Genomic DNA, 21,016 nt, shown 5'->3' with positions numbered 1-21,016 from the left:
GCCCGCTTATGCCGCATCGATGACGTGGGCGTAAGACCCCATGACATTGCCGATGGCAGCGCCCATCGGCGGCAGCGCCTCGCCGCGCGCGTCATTGGCCAGAAACAATGGCGGCAGGCGCGATTGTTTGGCGGAGGAATAGTGAAATTCATGGCCGGTCAGCTGGGCGGGCCAGGGCAGTGCGCCCGATTGGGTCATGCGGCGATAGCCGAGGATGCGCTTGGGCCGGTCAATGCGGGTGACGACGGGCAAGAGGCCCGTCATGGCATGCGAACAGCCGGCCTTGTCGACCAGCGCCTCGCCCAAGGCCATGAAGCCCCCGCATTCGCCATAGATCAGTGCGCCGCGGTGGGCAGCGGCGGAGAGACCAGCCTTGAATCGGGCCGCGGCAGCGAGTGTGGCACCGTGGAGTTCCGGATAGCCACCGGGCAGGAATACGGCATCGGCGATGGCTGACGGCACTTCGTCGGCCAGCGGCGAGAAGAAGCTGAGTTCGGCACCGGCGGCACGCCAGCCATCCAGCAGGTGCGGGTACAGAAAGGCAAAGGCGGCATCGCGGGCGATGGCGATCCGCTGGCCGAGGGGCGCGAGGGGCGGCACCGATATTTCGGCCTCCGCCAGGGGTGCAGCCAAAGCCAGCAGCGCCGGTAGATCGACATAGCTGCCCATGGTTTGCGCAGCGGCGGCGAGGAAGGGCTCAAAGCCATCGACCTCGCCCGGCAGCACCAGACCGAGATGGCGCTCTGGAATAACCAGTTCGGCATTGCGAGGAATGGCGCCGAGGCATGGAATGCCCGTAGCCTCGATGGCATCAATCAGCATCCGCTCATGTTTGGCCGAGGCAACGCGATTGAGGATGACGCCGCCAACCCGCACGCCGGCCCGCCAATTGGCGAACCCGGCAAGCAATGGCGCGACGGACTGGCTCTGGCGCTCGGCATCGATGACCATGACCACCGGTAGTTCCAGCAGTTCGGCGAGGTCGGCCGTGGAGCCCTGCCCGTCGGCAGCGGCATCAAACAGGCCCATGACGCCTTCGATCAGCATGAGATCAGCCCCGGTGGACTGAATGGACGCCAGCTGTTTCAAGCGATCCGGCGACATGGCCCATGGGTCCAGATTGACCGCCTCACGCTGGGCAGCGCGGCCAAGAAAGGCTGGATCGATATAGTCAGGACCGGTCTTGGCAGGAGCAACAACGACACCGCGCTGGCGCATAGCCGCAAGCAGGCCGAGCGTGACCACCGTCTTGCCGGAGCCGGAACGCGGCGCCGCGATGACCAGGCCCTTAGCCAAGTATGCTCTCCCGGGCGCGATCCACGTACCAATCGAGCGAATCCCGATAGGCGCTGACCGGACCGAGCACGACGATGGCCGGCGTGGGCACATCGGTAAGGCTCCCCGCTTCGGCCAGCGTGGTCTGGATGACGCTTTGCTGCTGCGTGGCTGCGTGGGAGACGATGGCGACACGATCTGCGCTATCGCGCCCGGCAGCCAGTAGCTTTTCGGCAATGGAGCCGAGATGCTTGACCGCCATGTACATGACGATAACAGGGGCGGCATTGGCGACGGCGCCCCAATCGACGCCCTGAGGCACGGCCCCGGTGTCATCATGACCGGTCAGGAAGATCACCGCATGATTGGTGTCGCGATGCGTCACCGGAATGCCGGCATAGGCAAGACCGCCCAGACCGGCGGAAATACCCGGAACGATGCGGAAACGGATGCCAGCCTTGGCTAACGCACCGGCTTCTTCGCCGCCGCGACCGAACATGAACGGATCGCCGCCCTTGAGGCGCAGAACCCGCTTTCCGGCTCTTGCCAGCTCGATCAGCTGCAGAGAGATATCGGCCTGCTTCGGTGAAGGTCTTCCGCCGCGCTTGCCGGCGAAGACGCGTTTGGCCCGCGCCGGCGCCAGCGTCAGAAGCTCAGGGGAAACCAGCGCATCGTGGACGATGACGTCGGCCTGGCCCAGGGCATGGAACCCCAAGATCGTCAGCAATCCCGGCCCGCCGGGGCCAGCGCCAACCAGCCATACGGTACCGGGATCGAACGCGGGGAAGACCGCATGATCCAAAGCACCGAAATGGCCGGCGCGCGGTTTTGGTTTCTTGATCCAGTCGAACATCAGTTGCCCCAATTTGTCGTGCTTATAGCGCGGTATGCACCGGTGCAAAGCATCGCGGCCCTTGAGGCCGGCGCGGAGGACAGGCAGTGTGCCGGGAGAGGAGCCGAGACGGTCAATGAAGATCCTGATTCTGGGTGGCACGGCGGAAGCGCGGCAATTGGCCGATCGGCTGGTGGATGCGGGGCACGAGGTGATCACCTCTCTGGCCGGGCGCACCAGTGGCCCGATGCTGCCCGCCGGTAGTGTGCGGATAGGCAGCTTTGGCGGCATTGCGGGGCTGGTGGCCTATCTGCACATAGCCGGGATCGAACGGCTGGTCGATGCGACACATCCCTATGCGGAACAGATGTCGGCCAATGCCGTGGCGGCGGCGCAGTCGTCGGGGGTGCCGCTGGTGCGCTATATGCGACCGGCCTGGGTGCAACCCATGGATGCCCATTGGCAGATCGTTGGAACACCAGCCGAGGCCGCCGCCAGCCTGCCCGCCAACGCCGTTGCATTGCTGACTACCGGCCATGCCGGGCTCGATATTTTTCTCGCGCGCGATGATTGCCACTTCGTGGTGCGGGTGATCGAGCCGCCCGAGTTCGAAGTTCCCCGGCATGCCAGACTGTTGTTGTCGCGGCCACCCTATAGCCTGAACGACGAGATGGCCTTGATGGAGCGCGAGGGCATAACTCATCTGGTGACCAAGAATTCCGGCGGCGGACAGACGGCAGCCAAGCTCGAAGCGGCGCAGCGGCTGGGGGTCACGGTGGTCATGATCGCGCGTCCAAGCTATGGCCCAGCCAGGGAAGTGGCTGACATCGATGCTGCAATCGCCGCGCTCGAGGTCGGTGCCTGAGCGCTGCGACCGAAATTCGTCAAGTCGAAGCCGGGGCGAACCGCGCCCAGTGCGCAGGTGGCGCCAGCGGATTTGCGTTTGCCCAGAACCAGGTCCCCCGCAGTCAGTGCCACAGCTTCGGCAACTGCAGCCACGCCAGCGCGGGTGACAGGAAGGTGGACGGCAACCGGCTCGAGTTCGGCATCGGCCAGGATGCGCAGGGGCACGTCGAAATAGGCGGCGGCGGCGCGAAGGCCCGGTTCGACGGACTTGCGTTCATGGGTTCCGATGGCGAGGAGGCTGACGCGGGGCAAAGCGGCTTCCAGCATCGCGGTTTCGATCAACGCGATGATTTCATCGGCCGCAATGGCGCGGCAGCAGCCGATACCGGCCACGATGGATGGAGAAAGCCTTGTTCGTTCGCCAGGCGCGAGGCCGGGGAAAGCCGGGGTCGACATGTCAGCCTCTTTGGTCAGCAAGAGGCAGGTTCGCTAAAGACCGGAGCAGCTCTGGACTTGGTCCCCGGTTTGGGTCGACCGCACCAGACTCTGTTTCAGTTCCTTGGTGGGAACGCTGCGCAAGAACCGGTTCTAGGCCGGCGGAAGTCCGTGGTCAATCAAAGGCTTGCGCCCCACATGATCCAGATCAGAATGCTTCTGAAAATGATTTGCAAATACAAGGACTTGCGCGAATTTTTGATCAAGGCTATGCCCGCAATGATACCGGCGCGCCATACTGGCATACGCGATAACGGGGCGGCATCTTGAGCATCAATACCGAACGTCGAACCCTTGTCATTGCCGGGGCCAGCCTTGGCGTCGGCCTACTTGTGCTCGGGCTCAAGTTTCTGGCCTGGTGGACGACCGGCTCGATTGCGCTTTATTCGGACGCTCTGGAATCGATCGTCAACGTGGTCACCGCCGTCGTCGCACTGATCGCAGTGCGCCTGGCGCAGAAGCCGGCCGATGCCGCCCTACCCTATGGCTATCACAAGGCCGAGTATTTTTCGGCGGTGGTCGTGGGCGTGATGATCATTGTTGCGGCCATTATGATTGCGCGTGAGGCCTGGTCCGGCTTCTGGGCACCGGAACTTCCCGACGCCCCCCTCCAGGGCATCATGATTAGCGCCGTTGCGACCGTGATCAACGTGGTCTGGGCCGGGGTGCTGATCCGGCATGGCCGCAAGGTGCGCTCTCCGGCGCTCGAGGCCGATGGCAAGCACTTGCTGACCGACGTGATCTCCACTATCGGCGTGCTTATTGGCTTGGCGCTGGTGCTGCTGACGGGCTGGGCCGTGCTCGATCCAATCCTGGCGGCGCTGGTAGCGGTCAATATCCTCTGGTCAGGCTGGGCCGTGATCTGCGAAAGCGTCGGTGGGCTGATGGACGTGGCCGTGCCGCCCTTGACGCAGAAATCCATTCGGGAAGTAATCGCCGGCAATGCCGAAGGCGCCATCGAGGCCCATGATATCCGCACCCGTCAGGCAGGGAAGATGACCTTTATCGACTTTCACCTGGTGGTGCCCGGGGCGATGAGCGTGGATGCCGCTCACACCATTTGCGACCGGGTGGAGGCCAAGCTGCGCGAGGTGGTCAAGGACGTGCAGATCACCATCCATGTCGAGCCGGAGGACAAGGCCAAGCATGCCGGGATCGTGGTTCTCTAGGACAAGAATTTCAAGCACCGGCGCGCCATTGCCATCCGCGCCGTTCGCCGGAGGCAGCCAGCGGCCTTGCGGCGTAAGCGCGCCGAGGATAGCCTGCGCCATGCGCTTGATCCTGCTCTTCCTCGCCACCCTCCTCGTCATGCCCGTCCAGGCCCAGTACTGGACCCACTACGAGAACGACGCCTTCGGCTACGAGATCGATATTCCGCCCGGCTACGAAAACTATATGGACAGCGCCGATGGCAATGGCGCGGTCTTCATGTTGGTTGGAATGCAGCAGGAGCTGACCGTTTGGGGCGAGGCGCTCGAAGCGGACAGCGGCGACTTTACGGACGCTGCGCAGCGTGCGCTGGACTCCGATATCGCCGATGGCTGGGCCATCACCTATCAGGTCGCAACACCGGATTGGGCAAGCTGGTCCGGCGTGAAGGACGGGCAGGTACTTTACCGACGCATGATCATCCTGTGTGATCGGCAAAGCCATGCAAGCTTCCGATCGGTCTATCCAAGTCAAGACCTACCGGGCATGCACCCGGTCCTTGAGGGCCTGGTTCGATCCTTCGTACCGACTGCGTGCTGAAGGCGGGGCAAAGCGCCCCAGCGCCAGGCTTGTCTTAGAACTCGATCCCCGGCTGGGCTTTTACGCCGGCGCGGAAATGGTGTTTGATTTCAGTCATCTCGGTGACCAGATCGGCGATCTCGATCAGCTCATCCTTGGCATTGCGACCAGTGACGATGACATGGGTGTCGACCGGCTTGTTGCGCAGGAACTCAACCACTTCCTCGAGCGGCAAATAATCGTAGCGCAGCACGATGTTGAGTTCATCGAGCAGAACCAGCTTGTTCTCGGGATCGGAAATCAGGGCCTTGGCCTGTTCCCAGGCCGCGCGGGCGGCGGCGAGGTCGCGCTGGCGGTCGGCGACGTCCCAGGTGAAACCCTCACCCATGGCGTTGATGGTCACCAGTTCGGGGAATTTCATCAGCACATCGCGCTCGCCGGTTTCCCATACGCCCTTGACGAATTGCACGACGCCGACCTTGTAGCCGTGCCCCAGGGCGCGAAACACCATGCCGAAAGCGGCCGTGGACTTGCCCTTGCCCTTGCCGGTGTGGACGATCAGCAGGCCCTTTTCCTGGGTCTTGGTCGACAGGATCTTGTTGCGCGCTTCCTTCTTTTTCCGCATCTTTTCAGCGTGATAGACGTCGCGCTCGGCCTCGGTCATCAGGTCCGTCTTCTTCAGCGGCTTGTCGGTCACAGGCTTATCGGTCATCGGCTTTCCTCCAGAAAAGCATAGGCGGAATTGGAGCGCGGGACCCACAGGCCCCGCTGGCGGGCTTCATTGAATTTGGCGATCAGCTCGTCATAGCCGAAGCGGTTGTTGTCACAGATGAAATCGCGGGTCGCTTCATCTTCGACAAAGGCCTCGAAGGCCATGTCGAAATGGTGGGTTTTGACCGCGCCAGTCGTCGCGGCGAAGGCGAACATGAAGTCGAGGGTGGCGATGATTTCGAAGGCGCCCTTGTAGCCGTGGCGCTTGACGCCGGTGAGCCATTTTGGATTGACGACGCGGGAGCGCATAACGAAGGAGATTTCCTCCTCGAGCGTGCGGATAAGTGGCCGCTCGGGGCGGGAGTGATCGTTGTGATAGACGGCGGGGGTAGTGCCGCCCAGCAGTTCGGCGGCGGCGGCGAGGCCGCCTTCGAACTGGTAGTAATTGTCGCTGTCGAGCAGGTCGTGCTCCCGGTTATCCTGGTTATGCACCACCGCATCGAGGTCGGAGAGGCGGGCAGCAAAGCGGGCGCGTTCCGGCAGACCCGCAGCCTGGGCGCCATAGGCATACTGGCCCCAATCGAGCGCCTGATTGCCCAGATCCGCCTTGTCCTTCCAGGCGCCGGAATCGATCAGCGCCGAAAGGCCGGTTCCGTAAGTACCTGGTTTGGAACCAAAAATGCGATGGCCAGCTGACAGGGCGGCTTCGCGCTCCGAGCTGCCCGAGGCCATCAGGCCCAGGGCATCGGTGCGCATGCGGGCGGCAATGGGGTTGTCGTCGGTGGGTTCATCAAGGGCGCCGATGGCGCGGATGGCGCGGTCGAACAGGGCGATCTGGGCCGGGAAGGCATCACGGAAAAAGCCCGATATCCGCAAGGTGACGTCGACGCGAGGGCGTCCGAGTTTGGCCAATGGGATGATTTCATAGCCCGAGACGCGCAGCGAGGATGGGTCCCAGGTCGGGCGGGCACCGATCAGCGCCAGGGCCTGGGCGAGATCGTCGCCGCCAGTGCGCATATTGGCGGTGCCCCAGACGGAGAGCGCAACCGACTTGAGATAAGTGCCATGGTCCTGGAAGTGGCGGAGAACCAGGCTTTCCGCCGATTTCCGGCCGAGTTCCCAGGCGGTCGGCGTGGGCACGGCGCGGCTATCGACGGAGTAGAAATTGCGGCCGGTGGGCAGCACGTCGAGGCGGCCACGCGAGGGGGCGCCGGAGGGGCCGGGGGCGACAAACTTGCCATCGAGACCATCGAGCAGCCCCTGGATTTCAGCTGGCCCGGAGGCCGCCAGACGGGGGCGGATAATGTCCTCAACGGTGGCGAGGACAAGTTTAGTCGCGTGCCAATCGGGATGGGGGATAAATCCTTCGACCAGCTCGGCCGCGATGGCCTCCAGGGCCTCGACAACGTCGCCAATGGTGCGAATTCGAGCCAGCATGCTGGGTTTCTTGCTGGCTTGCTTGCTGGTTTGCTGGCGGTTTGCTGGCGATGTGCTGGCAAGCCCATGACCGGCAAGCAGCGGCAGCTGCGGTCCGGTCCACGGCTCGCCCAATTTAGCGGTCAGGGGATCGAAACCAAGCTTGAGATCATCGGCCAGGGCGCGGATCAGGGAGCCTTCACCCGGACCGTCGCCGCGCGGCACACGGGCCAACGCGACGATCAGGTCCCGTTCGAGATCGCCCTGCGGCGATTGCCCGAAAATGTGCAGGCCATCACGGATCTGGGCTTCCTTGAGGTCGCAAAGGAAATTGTCGATCTTGATCAGCGCCTCGGTCTCGTCCTCGGGCAGGCCGATGTCGCGATCGAGGCGAGCATCGCGGGTGAAATCGAGAATACGGCGGCGCAGATCGGCGAGGCGGCGGCGATCCATGCCGGAGGCGGCGTAGTATTCGTCGAGCAGTGCTTCGAGATCCTTGAGGGGACCGTAGGTTTCAGCGCGGGTCAGCGGCGGCACCAGATGATCGATGATCACTGCGCCGGTGCGGCGCTTGGCCTGGGTGCCTTCGCCGGGATCATTGACGATGAACGGATAGAGATGGGGCAACTGGCCCCAGACCGCATCGGCATAGCTGGCCTCATCGAGCGCCGCCGCCTTGCCGGGCAACCATTCGAGCGTGCCGTGCTTGCCATTGTGGATCAGCGCATGGGCGTCGAATTCGTGGCGCAGCCAGAGATAGGCGGCGAGATAGGCATGGGGCGGCGGCAAAGCCGGGTCGTGATAGCTCAGCGTTTCATCGAGCTGATAGCCGCGGGCGGGCTGGAGCAGGATGGCGACATTGCCGAAGACCAGCGCCGGGAGGTGGAAGGCATTGTTGCGCACGAAGGGATCGGCGGACGGCGGGCCCCAGCGGGTGGTGACCTCGGCCTGGATTTTGGGTGGGAGCGCGGCGAAGAGCTCGGCGTAGCGGGCGAGTGAGAGCCTGGCGGAGGACGTGCCGCGCTGCGGATTGGCGTTGGTGGGGCCGGATTGGAGGGCGGTGATGAGGGCGGCGGAGTCGACTGGGTAGTCGGAGACTGCAGCACCCCCACCCTCAGTCCCTCCCCTCAAGGGGGAGGGAGGCGATGGGACGGTGGGGTCGGTTTGCGCGCGCGAGAGTTCCCCTCCCCCTTGAGGGGAGGGGTTAGGGGTGGGGGTGCTGCGCTCGGAAATTGTGGCCTGAATGACTTGCCAGACGCCGTTGAGATTGCCTGCGATATCGCGATTGGCGAAACGGATGACGTGATAGCCGGCATCCGTCAGGAACTCGATCCGGATGCGATCATGGGTTTGGGCGCTGGAGCTGGCATGGGTGTCGCCATCGAGTTCGATGACCAGCTTGAGGCCATGGGAGGCGAAGTCGGCGAAATATGGGCCGATGGGAACCTGACGCCGGAAATGTGCTTGGTCGAGACCCCGCAGATAGCTCCAGAGTTTTTGCTCGAACGGCGTCGGCGCGCTGCGGAGGGAACGGGCCCGTTCGAGGTTTTTGGGGGCTCGCGCCAGGCGGGTGTTGACGTGGCCGGGGCCGCCGGACTGAGAGGCGGAGATGGTGGAGGGCGCAGCACCCCCACCCCTAGCCCCTCCCCTCAAGGGGGAGGGGAACTGGGTCAGTGTGTAGCCAGCCGCTTCGAGGGTCTGCAGCATGCGCACTGTTGATTCCGGGGCGTCGTAGCCGACGCCGTTGGCGAGGCGGCCGTCGCGGATGGGGTAGTTGGCGAGGACGAGGGCGATGCGGCGGGCGGGGCGTGGGGTGGCGCGCAGGCGCGACCAATTGGCGGCGAGGGTGACGGCGCGGGCGATGCCGGAGGCGTCGGGGGCGTAGGCGCTGAGCGGGCACTGGGTGCGCTCGTGCCAGACAGCATCGGCCTTGTGGCCGACGATGAGGCCGGCGAGACGGCCATCGACCTCGGGCATGACGAGGAACATCGCCATGTCCTTGGAGGACAGGCCCTGCGTGTCGGCTTCCCACTGGGCGTATGAGCGGCCGGACTGGATCAGCTGGATCACCGGGGCATCGACCCCCGCGAAGGGATTGGCCTTGGCGTCGAGACTATCGAGGCCGAGGGCGAAGCCGGTGAGGTTGAAGATGGCGGCGGGGGGGAAGGCGGCGAAGGCGTTTTGCACGAAGCGGACGCAGGCGGCTTCCTTGAGCGAGGAGACGACCATCGGCACCGGGGCGAGGCCCTGGCGTTCCAGCTCGGCGATCAGCGCTTCGATGGTGGCGGTGCCAGCGCCTTCGAGGGCGGCGCGGTAGAAGAGGATGGGGATGTGGTTTGGGGATGAAGCCGCAGGCCCCCCTCCCTCGGTGGGAAGGGGTGGAGCCGCGTGGGTGGAGCGCAGGGCGGCTTCGTCGAGCATGCCGAGGCTGGGGTACCAGAGGCCGAAGCGGGCGAAAGGGGTGGGGGGGAGATTGACGAGCAAGGCCCCCTCACCCGGCGGCAGAGCCGCCGACCTCTCCCCGGAGGGGCGAGGTAAAGAAGAGGCCAGCGTGTTGAAGGCTTGCAGGATGGCGTCGGCATTGGTGGGGCCGCCGGCGATGAAGAGGGCGTGGAGGCGGCTCCAGTCATCGGGGTGGATGGTGGAACGCGCCTGCAGGATGGGATCGGGATTGGCATCGCCGGGGAGCAGGACCAACGGGATGCGCCTGTTGGTGCAGAGGGCGGTCAGCTCATCGACGCCATACTGGAAATAGGCAGCGCCGCCGATGAGGCGGAGGACGACAAGGCGCGCATGGGCGACGGTCTGTTCCAGCCAGAGATCGACGGAGAGATTGTTGGACAGGCGCAGGGTATTGGCGAGGCGCAGCTCGGCCGTCCCTGCCCGGTCGGCGGCGCCGGCAAGCATGGCCAGTTCGCTATCGGCGGCGGAGGCAAAGATCATGGCGCCGGGGGTCTGGGCCAGATCGATGGCCTCCCCCTCCTGCTGGATGGCGCCGGCCTGGGCGGAGAGCAGATGCATGGTCAGATTTGTCCGCTGATGGCAGTGCCGGAAGGCCTCTTACCCTCGATCCCGCCCCACAAGGGGGCGGGTGTCGATTGCAGCGATGTTGCCCGATCGTTCAACTGGATCAGGCCTTCTTGACGAACTCGGTGCGCAGGACCAGGCCCTTGACCTTTTCGGCGTTGCACTCGATTTCGGCGGTGTCGTCGGTCAGGCGGATATTCTTGACCAGCGTGCCGCGCTTGAGCGTCACCGAGGTGCCCTTGACCTTGAGGTCCTTGATCAGGGTGACGGCGTCGCCGTCATTGAGCTGGGTGCCGTTGGAGTCTTTGGTGATTTCGCTCATGGGAAGAGACTTTCGTTTGCATACCCCCACCTAGCCTCCCCCTGACAGGGGGAGGGACGGATCGAGGGTTTGGCGCCTAGGCCGCGAGGGCTTTAGTGGCGCGGTGCAGGCTGGTGGTGATGGCGGCGTGGTCGAGGGGGCTTTCGCCGATGACGACAAGGGCAGTCTCGCGGACTTCGCCGGATTTCCAGGGGCGGTCGAAATAGGCGGTGACGCGGGGACCGACGGCCTGGATGGCAAGACGGGCCGGCGCGCCTTCGATGGCGGCGAAGCCCTTGAGGCGCAGCACGTCATGGCTGCGGATGGTGTCCTCGATGACGGCCAGCAGATCGTCCTTGCTGGTCACCTGGGGGAAACGCAGCGAGAAGGAGTCGAAATCGTCGTGCTCGTGGGTTTCCCCGTCATGCTCCAGCTCGTGATGGCTGGGCCGATTGGCGATGTCGTCTTCGCTGCCCATGCCCATGCCGAGCAGAGCGGCGACATCGACATGGCCATTGCGGGCATGGATGACGCCGACACCGGGGCGCAGTTCGGCGCGGATATTGGCTTCGACCTTATCCAGCATGGCGGCATCGACCAGATCGGCCTTGTTGATGATGACCAGATCGGCGACCGAAAGCTGGTCCTCGAACAATTCGCCAAGCGGGGTTTCGTGATCGAGCATTTCGTCCTGGCGGCGCAGGGCATCGACGGCGGCTTCATCGGAGGCAAAGCGGCCTTCGGCCAGCGCCGAGGCGTCGGCGACGGTGACGATGCCGTCAATGGTGACCTGGGCCTTGATCTCGGGCCAGTTGAAGGCGCGGATCAGCGGCTGCGGCAAAGCCAGGCCCGAAGTCTCGATGACGATGTGATCGAACTTTTCCGGACGGGCGAGCAGCGCCTGCATGGTGGGGATGAATTCATCGGCCACGGTGCAGCAAATGCAGCCATTGGACAGCTCGACCATATCCTCTTCGCGGCAGGTTTCATCGCCGCAGCCGGCGAGGATGTCCTTGTCGACGCCGAGATCGCCAAACTCGTTGATGATCAGCGCGATGCGCTTGCCCTTGGGGGCATGGGCCAGCAGGTGGCGCACCAGGGTAGTCTTGCCGGCACCGAGAAAGCCGGTGATGACGGTGGTCGGGATCTTGGTGGTCATGCTCGGGCTCCATTGGGGACGGCCGCCGAACGGGCGGCAAGGTGATCGGCCATGCGACCGAAAGCAAGGCCGAGCACGACCCAGAAAAGGGCACCGTTATAGATCACGGCGGCGACGAACTCGGCGGTCATGCGGGGCGGCACGCCGGTGGGGTCGTCCGGCGCCTGCGGGGCGGCAATGAGCTGGGGCAGCAGCACCAGCGCGACGGCGACGGCGAGCGCCCAGGGGGCCCGCACCTTGGCGACCAGGACCAGGGCTGCGCCTGTGGAAAGGGCGGCGCCGAACCACCAGACCTGACGCGCCAACGTATCGGCCACCGGCATGCCGGGCATGCCAGGGGGCAGGCCAAGCGCCGGCGCCAGGGTGAAGGCGGCAAAGCCGCCGAGGCCCCAGAGAATGCCATTGGCAAAGGTGATGGGCAGGGCAAAAAGGACCGACACGGCGCCGATGATCAGTGCGTAACCAGCGGCCGCGAGGATGTTGGAGAAGAGTGTAAAGGCCGTGCGCTCGAACCCGTCCTGCGGCATCCACTCTTCCTCGCCGTGATCGTGGGCAGGCATCGTGGTGGCGGCATCCTGGCCGGGTGCGGGCGTGGCTGCTTCATGGGTGTGGACGGCTTCGCCGCCGCCCTCGAAGGCTTCGGCGGCAAAGATCAATGGGGTTACCCGCCAGGCCTGGAAGGCGGAAGTGACCAGGCCAGCACAAAGCGCTGCGACCAGCGCAGCAAGAAACAGATTGCGGAACATGTCAGTGTCTCTCTCGACGCTGCCTAGTGGCAGGGGAAGCCCATGGCGTGACGGGTATCGTGCGCGCCGTTATGCAGGCGGAAATCGCCGGCAAAGCCGGTGCCGACCAGCAGGGTCAGCCCGAGCAGCAGGGCGATGGAGCCGGCAATGAGCCGCTGAGAGACGGTAAGGCCGGTGGTACCGGCAGTCTGGACCGAGGTATTCATGTGACGACACCCTCCGTGTGCACGTAAACGTTCGGGCAAATGCCCCTTCGTGCTGGCAGGTCTCCTGACTGGCGGCATCTTGAGCGCTTGCGCCGCCTTCCCGATCCCGTGGGGATCAGTGGCGTGTGGCGAAAGCTTGCCGCTTACAGTTGCGGGGGCAGTCCCGGTTTTGGCCCCTGATGGGTAATCCGCACCGTGTTCCCTTTTGATCCTCTTGCCCGACGAGCGCAAGGAACCAACACAGCTTGGGTTTGACACGGGTGGGCCATGGGGTCAACGCCGATGACACAGCAAGCCCGCGGACAATGGCGCTCTTGCGGGGATCGGGGCGCAGAGAGATGAATGGCGGCGCCGCTCCGGCGTTGATTCTGCCCCGGGTGAGTTATGGGCCTCAACTTTGCAACGCTGGCGCCGATAGCGCTGCTGATCGCCTCCAATGTGTTCATGACCTTCGCCTGGTATGGGCACCTGAAATTCCCGCATATGGCGCTGTGGGTGGCGGTGATGACCAGCTGGGGCATCGCGTTTTTCGAGTATTGGCTGGCGGTGCCCGCCAACCGCATCGGCTATGGCGCCTATAGCGCGGCCGAGCTCAAGACCATCCAGGAGGTGATCTCGCTCAGCGTGTTCGCCCTGTTCGCGGTGTTTTTCCTGGGCGAGAAGCTGACGCTGAACCATGGCATCGGCTTTGCGCTGATCTTTGGCGGGGCGTTCTTCATCTTCAAGGGACCGCTCAAATAGGCTGCCAGGAGGGAAATGGATCGGCGAGGCTGGTCCAGTTTTCCGGGGTGAAGGCGCGGGCGGGGACGAGGCAGGCGTCGAGATCGCGGCGGATGGCGGCTTCATCCATCGGATCGAGGCCGATAAAGACGATTTCCTGGCGCCGGTCACCCCAGATGGGATCGAGATAGGGCGCCATCGAGGCCAGCCAATCGGCATCGTCGGGCCAGCGCTGGCGCGGCACGGCGGACCACCAGAGCCCGCGCCGCTGGGTGCGCACCAATGCGCCGGCCTGGCTCAATTCACCGACATGATGCGGGCGCGTCGCCAGCCAGAAGAAACCCTTGGCGCGGACGACGCCCGGCCAGACGCGGTTGATGAAGCGATCCAGCAAGGCCGGATTGAAGGGCTGGCGGGCGCGATAAACGAAGGAGCGGATGCCATATTCGAGGGTTTCGGGGACGTGGTCGGTGAAGCCGTTCAGCTCCTTGAACCAGAGCGGATTGGCTTCGGCCGCTTCGAGGTTGAAGAGGCCGGTATCGAGGACAGCGTCGAGTGGCACGGTGGCGAAATCGGTTTCGATGAGGCGGGCGACGGGATTGAGCGCCTTGATGATCTGGCGGGCGGTGGCGAGATCGGCCGGTGATGCGGTCGAGACCTTGTTGAGGATGATGACATCGGCAAACTCGATCTGCTCGACCAGCAGATCGACGAGGGCGCGGTTGTCGGCATCGCCGAGAACTTCGCCGCGATCGCGCAGGAAATCGGCAGAGGCATAATCGGCCAGGAGATTGGCGGCATCGACAACGGTGACCATGGTGTCGAGCCGGGTGATATCGGAGAGCGAGACACCGCGCTCGTCCCGGAAATCGAAGGTGGTGGCGACCGGCAGCGGTTCGGAAATGCCGGTGGATTCGATGATCAGGTAATCGAAACGCCGGGCGGCGGCGAGGCGAGTGACTTCGGCCAGCAGATCATCGCGCAGGGTGCAGCAGATGCAGCCATTGCTCATTTCGACCAGGGTTTCCTCGGTGCGGCTGAGATTGGCGCCGCCCTCGCGCACCAGAGCGGCGTCGATATTGACCTCGCTCATGTCGTTGACGATGACGGCGACACGCAGCCCTTCGCGATTGTTGAGGATATGATTGAGCAGCGTGGTCTTGCCGGCGCCGAGAAAGCCGGACAGCACGGTGACGGGAAGTTTGGTCATGGGCACCTCGGGAAGTTGGGGGGCGGGGGCCGGTCTGAGACCCCCACCCTTGATCCCTCCCCCTGAGGGGGAGGGCGACGACTGCGAGCCCCCCTGCAAGGGGGAGGACGACTGGGCGAGCTGTTGCGTTAGTGGGTGCTGCCGGAGCCGCCGATGGCGACGATGTTGTAGGGGGCGCCGGCGAGCGGCAGTTCGCCGGACTGGGTGAAGGTGGCGATATCGATCAGGTGAATTGTGCTGGCATTGGGATCGGTGACAGCGACGACGTCACCGGCGACGGCAATGCGCGGGCGCGGCAGGCTCCATTCGCCATCCATGGAATAAGGCTCGGTGACCGAGACCGACTTGGAGAGTTCGCCCGAGATGATGTTGAGCTGGTTGAGCTTGCCATCCTCGGTGAAGATGTAAGCGAATTTCGGCCGCTGCGGATCGGTGACGAAGTGGACGCGGCGGGTGGGCAGTTCGACCAGCCGGAACGGGGCGGCTTCGGCGGGATCGATGATCACCAGCTTGTCGGCACCATAATTGCCGAGGAAATACTGAAAGCCGGTGCCGCCGATCAGCGTGGTCGACTTGCCTTCTGGCAGGCCGGTATAGGGCAGTAGATCGATCTGGGGCTCGCCGGAACCGGTGACGATCAGGAGGCCCTCGGCGCAGGCAATGGCCAGGACATTGCCGGACGAGGCTTCACCATGAAGGTCGGCGCAGGCGTGGAGATCGCCGACCGGGGCACCGGCAGCATCGAGCACTTTGACGCCGATGGGGAGCTTGGTGGGGTCTTCGGGATTGGGCACGGAGACGATGGTGTAATCGCCCCAGGGCACGGCGACGCCGTGATGGGGTGCGCCGCTGTCAAACTCGGTGGTGGCGGCATTGGCATCGTCGATCCAGGCGTGTTCGCTGAGCAGGCGGGTCTTGCCCTCGCCGTCAAAGAACAGGGCGATCTTGCCATTGTGCTCGACGAAATGGACGGGCTTGGTGCCGGGGACGGTGGCATCGATCAGTTTGGGAGCGGAGACAGCGATATCGCCGTGATCGCCATGGTCATCGATGGCGATGCCGGAGGCGATGGCCGAGACCTGGTTGCCGGCGCCCTGCACGACATAGACGGCTTCACCGCTATGGGTTTTGTAGAGGACGCCGGGGCTGGCCAGGGGGAAAGTGGCGAGGGTGTCGCCGCTGGCGAGATCGAGCGCGGTGACCTGAGGAGCGGCGTGATCGGCGACGAACAGGCGCCAGGCGGTGAGCTCATCGGCAAAAACGGGGGTGGACATCAGGGCGGTAGTGGCCAGAAGCGGGAGGAGGCGGCGGGACATGAGACAGGCTCCGGGTATGTTAGCACATTACGTGCGAGGGGAAATTTGGGTAGCGGGGGGCGGTGCCCACGGCAGTTGGCCGTGGGGTGGATGGATGATGGGCCCTCGGGTCGAGCCCGAGGGTGACGATTGGTGGGTGGCCGTGGGGGCCACTGTCTGCGTTGTCGTCCACCGGGCTGCCCGCGGGCTTGATCCGCGGGTCTCAGCGAGAGCCGCGATGTCGTTCCGGGGGAGAGTGGCCCGCGGGTCAAGCCCGCGGGCAGCGCGGTGGGGGGAGTGGGATTGAGCGAGGGCAGAGGAGGTTCTACCGTCCCGACTATGGGCTCTCTGCCCAGCCTAGCCCCCCACCCCGGCCCTCCCCACGAGGGGGAGGGAGAAGGAAGAAGGTGAAACCTACGTCTAGGCAGGCAAGAGGCCCTAGGGAAGGCAGAGCCCCCCTGCCCTTATTCCAGACAGTCGACCAGGGACTTGGCGAGGCCGCGGAGGAGGTTTGGGTAGAGGTCGGGGCCTTCGGCGAGGGCGCCGCCTTCGGGGTCGAGGGTGCCGGATTTGGCGGCGCTGCCTTCGGTGATGGCGGCGATAATGGTGGGTTCGAAATTGGGTTCGGCGAAGACGCAGGTCGCGCCGAGCTCGGCGACCTTGGCCTTGAGCTCACCAATGCGCTGGGCGCCGGGCATGACGTCGGGCGTGACGGTGACCGAGCCGGCCAGGGTCAGGCCGAAGCGGGACTCGAAATACTGATAGGCGTCGTGGAAAACGACAAAGGGCTTGTCCTTGACCGGGTCGAGCGTGGTTTCCAGCTCGGTGGCGAGAGCCGCGAGGCGGGCGATTTCGGCGGCGGCGTTGGCGGTGTAGGCGGCGGCATTGTCGGGATCGACGGCGACCAAGGTCTGCTCGATCTGGGTGACCATCAGCGCGGCATTGTCGGGATCGAGCCAGAAGTGCATATCGCCGCCTTCCCCCTCGTGAGCGTGATCGGCGTGATCTTCGCCGTCATGGGCATGATCATGGTCCTCGCCTTCGCCCTCATGGGAGTGGGCTTCGAAAGCGCCGCCTTCGCGGACCGGCAGCAGGGTGATGCCGGGGGCATCGGCCAGTTCGATGACCTTGGCCTGGGTGGCGAGGGTTTCCAGCGCATCGGCGAGGAACAGCTCCATGCCATGGCCGGTCCAAAACACGATATCGGCGCTTTCGAGCGCGCCGGCATCGGAGGGGCGCAGGGCATAGGTATGGGGCGAGGCGGCACCCTTGACGATGAGCGTGGGCTCGGCGATGCCGGCCATGACCGCGGAAACCAGCGAATGCACCGGCTTGATCGAGGCGACGACCGATGGGCCAGCAAGCGCCGCATTGGTGAGCAGAGCCGTGGACAGCAGGACAAGCGGGGCGAGCAGTTTCATCGGCGGAGCCTCTTGATGTGCGTATAGGGGAGCGTGATATGTTATGTTATTACGCTTGCGGCAGTGTTATGCTATAACGTATTGAAAGCAGTCAAGGGGACTGGCGCCACTTTTCTTGCGAACCCTTCCCCCCCCACCCCGGCCCTCCCCCACGTAGGGGGAGGGAGCGATGGAGCCGATAGATTTATGGATGCCCTGGCACCGAAAGAGAATTTGATAACCCTGAAGAACGCGGGCGTGAGCCAGGGCGGGCGGACGCTGGTGAGTGGGGTGGACCTGACGATTGCGCGCGGCGAAATCGTGACGCTGATCGGACCGAACGGCTCGGGAAAGTCGACCACGGCGAAGATGGCGACCGGGGTGCTCAAGCCGACAACTGGCACAGTGACGCGCCAGCCGGGGCTTAAAATCGGCTATGTGCCGCAAAAGCTGAGCATTGACTGGACACTGCCACTGACGGTGGAGCGGCTGATGACGCTGACCGGGCGCTTCAGCCGGAGCGAAATCGACGCGGCGCTGGAAGCGGTGGGCGCGCGGCGCCTGCTGCATGCGGCGGTGCAGGAACTATCGGGCGGGGAATTTCAGCGGGTGCTGTTTGCCCGGGCGACGATCCGCAAGCCGGACCTCTTGGTGCTGGACGAGCCGGTGCAGGGCGTGGATTTTTCCGGCGAAGTGGCGCTGTACGAATTGGTGCGGCAGATCCGCGATACGACGCAGAGCGGGATCCTGATGATCTCGCACGATCTGCATGTGGTGATGGCCGAGACCGATACGGTGATCTGCCTCAATGGGCATGTGTGCTGCCGGGGGACGCCCGCGGCGGTGAAGCGGAGCCCCGAATATCTGCGGCTGTTCGGTGAGCGGGCGGCGGGATCCCTGGCGATTTACCAGCATCACCATGACCATGAGCATCATGAGGATGGCTGCGTGGTGCCGGATGGCGAGGCACATAGCCATGAGGGGCATCGGCATGAGGGGCATCGGCATGGGTGAGATTTTGGTGATGAAGCGCAAGACCCCCTCCCCCGGCCCCTCCCCTCAAGGGGGCGGGGCTTCGGGCCAGTGGCTCGCGAACGAAAGTGCGCATGCCTCGATCCGTCCCCTCCCCCTTGAGGGGAGGGATAGGGTGGGGGTGCTGCGGTTTCCAGGAACGCAGAGTTTTGTCTATGCCTCAGCACCCCCACCCCGGCCCTCCCCTCAAGGGGGAGGGAGTGGATCGGGGCGCTCGGTCATCTGGGGCCACGTGGCAGGAGCAGAATAATGTTCGGTGATTTCTTTTCGCGGGCGCTGATTGCGGGCATTGGGCTGGCGCTGGTGACGGGGCCGCTGGGGTGCTTTGTGGTGTGGCGGCGGATGGCCTATTTCGGCGACACGATGGCGCATTCGGCGCTGCTGGGCGTGGCGCTGTCGATCATTCTCTCCATGAACATGACGCTGGGCGTGTTTGCGGTGGCGGCGCTGGTGGCGGGGGCGCTGATCGTGTTGCAGAAGCAGGCGACACTATCGACCGACGCGCTGCTGGGGATATTGAGCCATTCGACGCTGGCCGTGGGGCTGGTGCTGGTGGGGTTCCTGACCACCGTACGGATCGACCTGATGGGGTTCCTGTTTGGCGATATCCTGGCGGTTTCGGTCGATGACATCGTCATCATCTATGGCGGCGGGCTGGCGATCCTGGCCATCCTGATCTTTGCCTGGCGGCCGCTGCTGGCCTCGACGGTGAGCCCGGAACTGGCGGAGGCTGAGGGGCTGCGGCCGGAGGCGAGCCGGCTGGTGCTGATGATCCTGATGGCATCGGTGATTGCCATTGCGATGAAGCTGGTGGGGGTATTGCTGATCACCTCGCTGCTGATCATTCCGGCGGCGACGGCGCGGCGGCTGAGCGCGACGCCCGAGCAGATGGCGGTGGTCGCGGCGGTGCTGGGCGCGGTGGCGGTCGTGGGCGGGCTGTTCGGCTCGCGCACCTGGGACACCGCATCGGGCCCTTCGATTGTGGTAATGGCTTTGATAGTGTTTTTGGTGTCGCTGACGGTTCCCGTCACGCGGCTTTACGGCAGAAAGGCTCCCGATGGCGCACGTTCATGAAGTTCCGGCTGATCTGACCCGCAATCAGGGCCTGGTGCTGGGGGCGCTCAACCGTTCGAGCGGGCCGCTGAGCGCCTATGACATTCTCGACCGGCTGCGCGAGGACGGGCTGCGGGCGCCGCTGCAGGTATATCGGGCGCTGGACAAGCTGGTGGAGCGCGGACTGGCGCACCGGCTGGAGAGCCTGAATGCCTTTGTGGCCTGCGCCGACGAGCATTGCCACCGCAAGGGGCTGATCGCGTTTGCGATCTGCGAGGGGTGCGGCAAGGTCGACGAATTCGCCGATGCGGTGATCGAGGAGCGGCTGGGCAACTGGGCCGGGGCCAAGGGCTTCAAGGTCGAGCGCACGACGATGGAAATTCGCGGCAAATGCGCGGAGTGCTTGAAGCTGGCGGCTTAGGTGGAGAGAACCCCCACCGAACCTCCCCCTCATAGGGGGAGGCACTGCCCGGCGAATGGGGCGACGTCTCGCACAAGCTCGATCTGTTCCTCCCCCTATGAGGGGGAGGTCAGGTGGGGGTCTGCGTTATCCACTAAGCGCCGAACCGCAGGAAATACACCGCCGCTGCGCCGTATTCGCGGCGATCATCCAGCGTGAATCCAGGCGGGACAACCACTTCGGCATCGACGCTTTCCTCGAATACCAGGGTGGCGCCGGGGGCGAGCCAGCCACCATCGCGCAGGCCCGCCAGGGCCTTTTCGCCCAGGCCCTGGCCATAGGGCGGATCGAGAAACACCAGATTGAACTGACCGAAGGTGCCGGGGGTGCCCAGATCGGTGGCGTCGCGGCGCAGCAGCTTGGTAATGCCCCCTGCCCCGAAGGCCTCGACATGGTCGCGGATCAGGCCGCGGCCTTCGGCGCCGATTTCAACGAAAGTGACATGGGCGGCACCGCGCGACAGGGCTTCGAGGCCGAGGGCGCCAGTGCCGGCGAAAAGGTCGAGCACGCGCACGCCATCCAGGACCGGGCCGAGGCGGCTGGCGAGGATGTTGAACATCGATTCGCGAACGCGGTCGGCGGTCGGACGGATGGAATCGTCGGAGGGGGAGTTGAGGGCCTTGCCCCGGAATTTGCCGGCGACGATGCGCATGGTCGGGTTCCGCTAATGCCGTGTCCGTGGGTGGACGATCAGGAAAACTGGATCCCGGCTGGCGCCGGGATGACGTGGTGGGGAAGAGGCCCATTGTGCAAGCACCCTCGGGTCAAGCAACCGTGGGCATCATGGATTGAATGCGGGGTCAGATCTGGCGATGGCATTGAGGATTGTTATGAGTTTGCGGACGGTAGCGATCATGGCGAGCTTGAAGGGTTTTCCGCGCGCCCGGAGCCTTTGGTAGAAGCTGCCGAGCACGGGATCCTTGACCTTGATGGCGCTGAGCACAGCCATGTAGGCGATGTCGCGCAGGTGCTTTCGGCCGCCACTGCATCGCCCATTGCGATCGGAAGCGCCGGACTGGCGCGCATAGGGGGCCACGCCCAGAAGGGCCGCAGCGACCTTGGCGGAGACCTTTCCAAGCTCGGGCATGTCGGCCAGCAAGGTGA

At 64.6% G+C, this 21,016-nt stretch carries 21 protein-coding genes and 1 riboswitch; of the genes, 7 read left to right on the top strand and 14 right to left on the bottom strand.

Annotated features, from left to right (window positions below):
- Nucleotides 1-6 precede the first annotated feature (6 nt).
- Together BUA69_RS19025 and cobA are read right to left on the bottom strand one after the other, a co-directional pair.
- A complete protein-coding gene (locus BUA69_RS19025) occupies nucleotides 7-1,296 on the bottom strand; it encodes a cobyrinic acid a,c-diamide synthase CobB (RefSeq protein WP_046134509.1) in 1,290 nt (429 codons plus the stop codon).
- On the bottom strand, nucleotides 1,289-2,128 hold the full coding sequence (gene cobA, locus BUA69_RS19020) for a uroporphyrinogen-III C-methyltransferase (RefSeq protein ID WP_046134508.1): 840 nt from the start codon (nucleotides 2,126-2,128) through the stop codon (nucleotides 1,289-1,291). The genes BUA69_RS19025 and cobA overlap by 8 nt, the downstream gene beginning before the upstream one ends.
- Nucleotides 2,129-2,243: 115 nt before the next feature.
- On the opposite strand from cobA, the gene BUA69_RS19015 reads away from it, so the two are divergent.
- Nucleotides 2,244-2,972, top strand: a complete 729-nt coding sequence (locus tag BUA69_RS19015; protein ID WP_046134507.1) for a cobalt-precorrin-6A reductase — start codon at nucleotides 2,244-2,246, stop codon at nucleotides 2,970-2,972.
- Here the strand turns inward: BUA69_RS19015 and BUA69_RS19010 are convergent.
- Nucleotides 2,906-3,409, bottom strand: a complete 504-nt coding sequence (locus BUA69_RS19010; RefSeq protein WP_143154591.1) for a cobalamin biosynthesis protein — start codon at nucleotides 3,407-3,409, stop codon at nucleotides 2,906-2,908. The two genes, BUA69_RS19015 and BUA69_RS19010, sit on opposite strands and share 67 nt — an antisense overlap.
- A 305-nt stretch (nucleotides 3,410-3,714) precedes the next feature.
- On the opposite strand from BUA69_RS19010, the gene BUA69_RS19000 reads away from it, so the two are divergent.
- Entirely contained in the window at nucleotides 3,715-4,617 is a 903-nt protein-coding gene (locus tag BUA69_RS19000) for a cation diffusion facilitator family transporter (RefSeq protein WP_244468713.1), read from the top strand.
- A gap of 100 nt (nucleotides 4,618-4,717) precedes the next feature.
- Entirely contained in the window at nucleotides 4,718-5,197 is a 480-nt protein-coding gene (locus BUA69_RS18995; protein ID WP_052950434.1) for a hypothetical protein, read from the top strand.
- A 34-nt stretch (nucleotides 5,198-5,231) separates the two neighbouring features.
- On the opposite strand, the gene cobO is transcribed toward BUA69_RS18995, so the two are convergent.
- From cobO to BUA69_RS18965, 6 genes are all read right to left on the bottom strand, one after another.
- The gene (cobO, locus tag BUA69_RS18990; RefSeq protein ID WP_143154597.1) at nucleotides 5,232-5,840 is read right to left on the bottom strand and encodes a cob(I)yrinic acid a,c-diamide adenosyltransferase; all 609 of its coding nucleotides are present in this window, start codon (nucleotides 5,838-5,840) and stop codon (nucleotides 5,232-5,234) included.
- 44 nt (nucleotides 5,841-5,884) lie between these two features.
- A complete protein-coding gene (gene cobN / locus BUA69_RS18985; protein WP_072866638.1) occupies nucleotides 5,885-10,324 on the bottom strand; it encodes a cobaltochelatase subunit CobN in 4,440 nt (1,479 codons plus the stop codon).
- Nucleotides 10,325-10,433: 109 nt separating this feature from the next.
- Nucleotides 10,434-10,652: an alkylphosphonate utilization protein gene (locus tag BUA69_RS18980; RefSeq protein ID WP_046136504.1), complete on the bottom strand. Its 219-nt coding sequence runs from the start codon at nucleotides 10,650-10,652 to the stop codon at nucleotides 10,434-10,436.
- A 76-nt stretch (nucleotides 10,653-10,728) separates the two neighbouring features.
- Nucleotides 10,729-11,790 (bottom strand): cobalamin biosynthesis protein CobW, encoded by a 1,062-nt coding sequence (cobW, locus tag BUA69_RS18975; RefSeq protein ID WP_046136503.1) that lies wholly within the window; start codon nucleotides 11,788-11,790, stop codon nucleotides 10,729-10,731.
- A complete protein-coding gene (locus BUA69_RS18970; protein WP_046136502.1) occupies nucleotides 11,787-12,536 on the bottom strand; it encodes a CbtA family protein in 750 nt (249 codons plus the stop codon). Before BUA69_RS18970 ends, cobW begins: the two co-directional genes overlap by 4 nt.
- A gap of 23 nt (nucleotides 12,537-12,559) precedes the next feature.
- Nucleotides 12,560-12,742, bottom strand: a complete 183-nt coding sequence (locus tag BUA69_RS18965) for a CbtB domain-containing protein (RefSeq protein ID WP_046136501.1) — start codon at nucleotides 12,740-12,742, stop codon at nucleotides 12,560-12,562.
- Between the two features lie 37 nt (nucleotides 12,743-12,779).
- A riboswitch (cobalamin riboswitch) is annotated at nucleotides 12,780-12,997 on the bottom strand.
- A gap of 129 nt (nucleotides 12,998-13,126) precedes the next feature.
- On the opposite strand from BUA69_RS18965, the gene BUA69_RS18960 reads away from it, so the two are divergent.
- The gene (locus BUA69_RS18960; protein WP_046136500.1) at nucleotides 13,127-13,483 is read left to right on the top strand and encodes a DMT family protein; all 357 of its coding nucleotides are present in this window, start codon (nucleotides 13,127-13,129) and stop codon (nucleotides 13,481-13,483) included.
- Here the strand turns inward: BUA69_RS18960 and BUA69_RS18955 are convergent.
- The 3 genes from BUA69_RS18955 to BUA69_RS18945 all read right to left on the bottom strand — a co-directional run bounded on the left by BUA69_RS18955 (nucleotide 13,476) and on the right by BUA69_RS18945 (nucleotide 17,388).
- Nucleotides 13,476-14,672 (bottom strand): GTP-binding protein, encoded by a 1,197-nt coding sequence (locus BUA69_RS18955; RefSeq protein WP_046136499.1) that lies wholly within the window; start codon nucleotides 14,670-14,672, stop codon nucleotides 13,476-13,478. The two genes, BUA69_RS18960 and BUA69_RS18955, sit on opposite strands and share 8 nt — an antisense overlap.
- Nucleotides 14,673-14,800: 128 nt before the next feature.
- Nucleotides 14,801-15,988: a zinc metallochaperone AztD gene (aztD, locus tag BUA69_RS18950; protein WP_046136498.1), complete on the bottom strand. Its 1,188-nt coding sequence runs from the start codon at nucleotides 15,986-15,988 to the stop codon at nucleotides 14,801-14,803.
- 443 nt (nucleotides 15,989-16,431) lie between these two features.
- Nucleotides 16,432-17,388 (bottom strand): zinc ABC transporter substrate-binding protein, encoded by a 957-nt coding sequence (locus BUA69_RS18945; protein ID WP_046136497.1) that lies wholly within the window; start codon nucleotides 17,386-17,388, stop codon nucleotides 16,432-16,434.
- A gap of 186 nt (nucleotides 17,389-17,574) precedes the next feature.
- Here BUA69_RS18945 and BUA69_RS18940 point away from each other — a divergent pair, with 186 nt between their 5' ends.
- From BUA69_RS18940 to BUA69_RS18930, 3 genes are all read left to right on the top strand, one after another.
- The gene (locus BUA69_RS18940) at nucleotides 17,575-18,381 is read left to right on the top strand and encodes an ATP-binding cassette domain-containing protein (protein WP_046136496.1); all 807 of its coding nucleotides are present in this window, start codon (nucleotides 17,575-17,577) and stop codon (nucleotides 18,379-18,381) included.
- Nucleotides 18,382-18,648: 267 nt separating this feature from the next.
- Nucleotides 18,649-19,473 carry a metal ABC transporter permease gene (locus BUA69_RS18935; protein ID WP_046136340.1) on the top strand — a complete coding sequence of 275 codons (825 nt, stop codon included), beginning with the start codon at nucleotides 18,649-18,651 and terminating at the stop codon, nucleotides 19,471-19,473.
- Entirely contained in the window at nucleotides 19,457-19,873 is a 417-nt protein-coding gene (locus BUA69_RS18930) for a Fur family transcriptional regulator (RefSeq protein WP_046136339.1), read from the top strand. The genes BUA69_RS18935 and BUA69_RS18930 overlap by 17 nt, the downstream gene beginning before the upstream one ends.
- 133 nt (nucleotides 19,874-20,006) lie before the next feature.
- On the opposite strand, the gene rsmD is transcribed toward BUA69_RS18930, so the two are convergent.
- Entirely contained in the window at nucleotides 20,007-20,564 is a 558-nt protein-coding gene (rsmD, locus tag BUA69_RS18925) for a 16S rRNA (guanine(966)-N(2))-methyltransferase RsmD (protein ID WP_046136338.1), read from the bottom strand.
- Nucleotides 20,565-20,693: 129 nt separating this feature from the next.
- Nucleotides 20,694-21,016: transposase (locus BUA69_RS18920; RefSeq protein ID WP_143154430.1), on the bottom strand; the 323-nt coding region annotated here is incomplete at its 5' end.

The organism is Devosia limi DSM 17137 (assembly GCF_900128975.1).
Taxonomy (GTDB): Bacteria; Pseudomonadota; Alphaproteobacteria; order Rhizobiales; family Devosiaceae; genus Devosia; species Devosia limi.
This window is presented reverse-complemented; position numbering and strand designations above follow the sequence as displayed.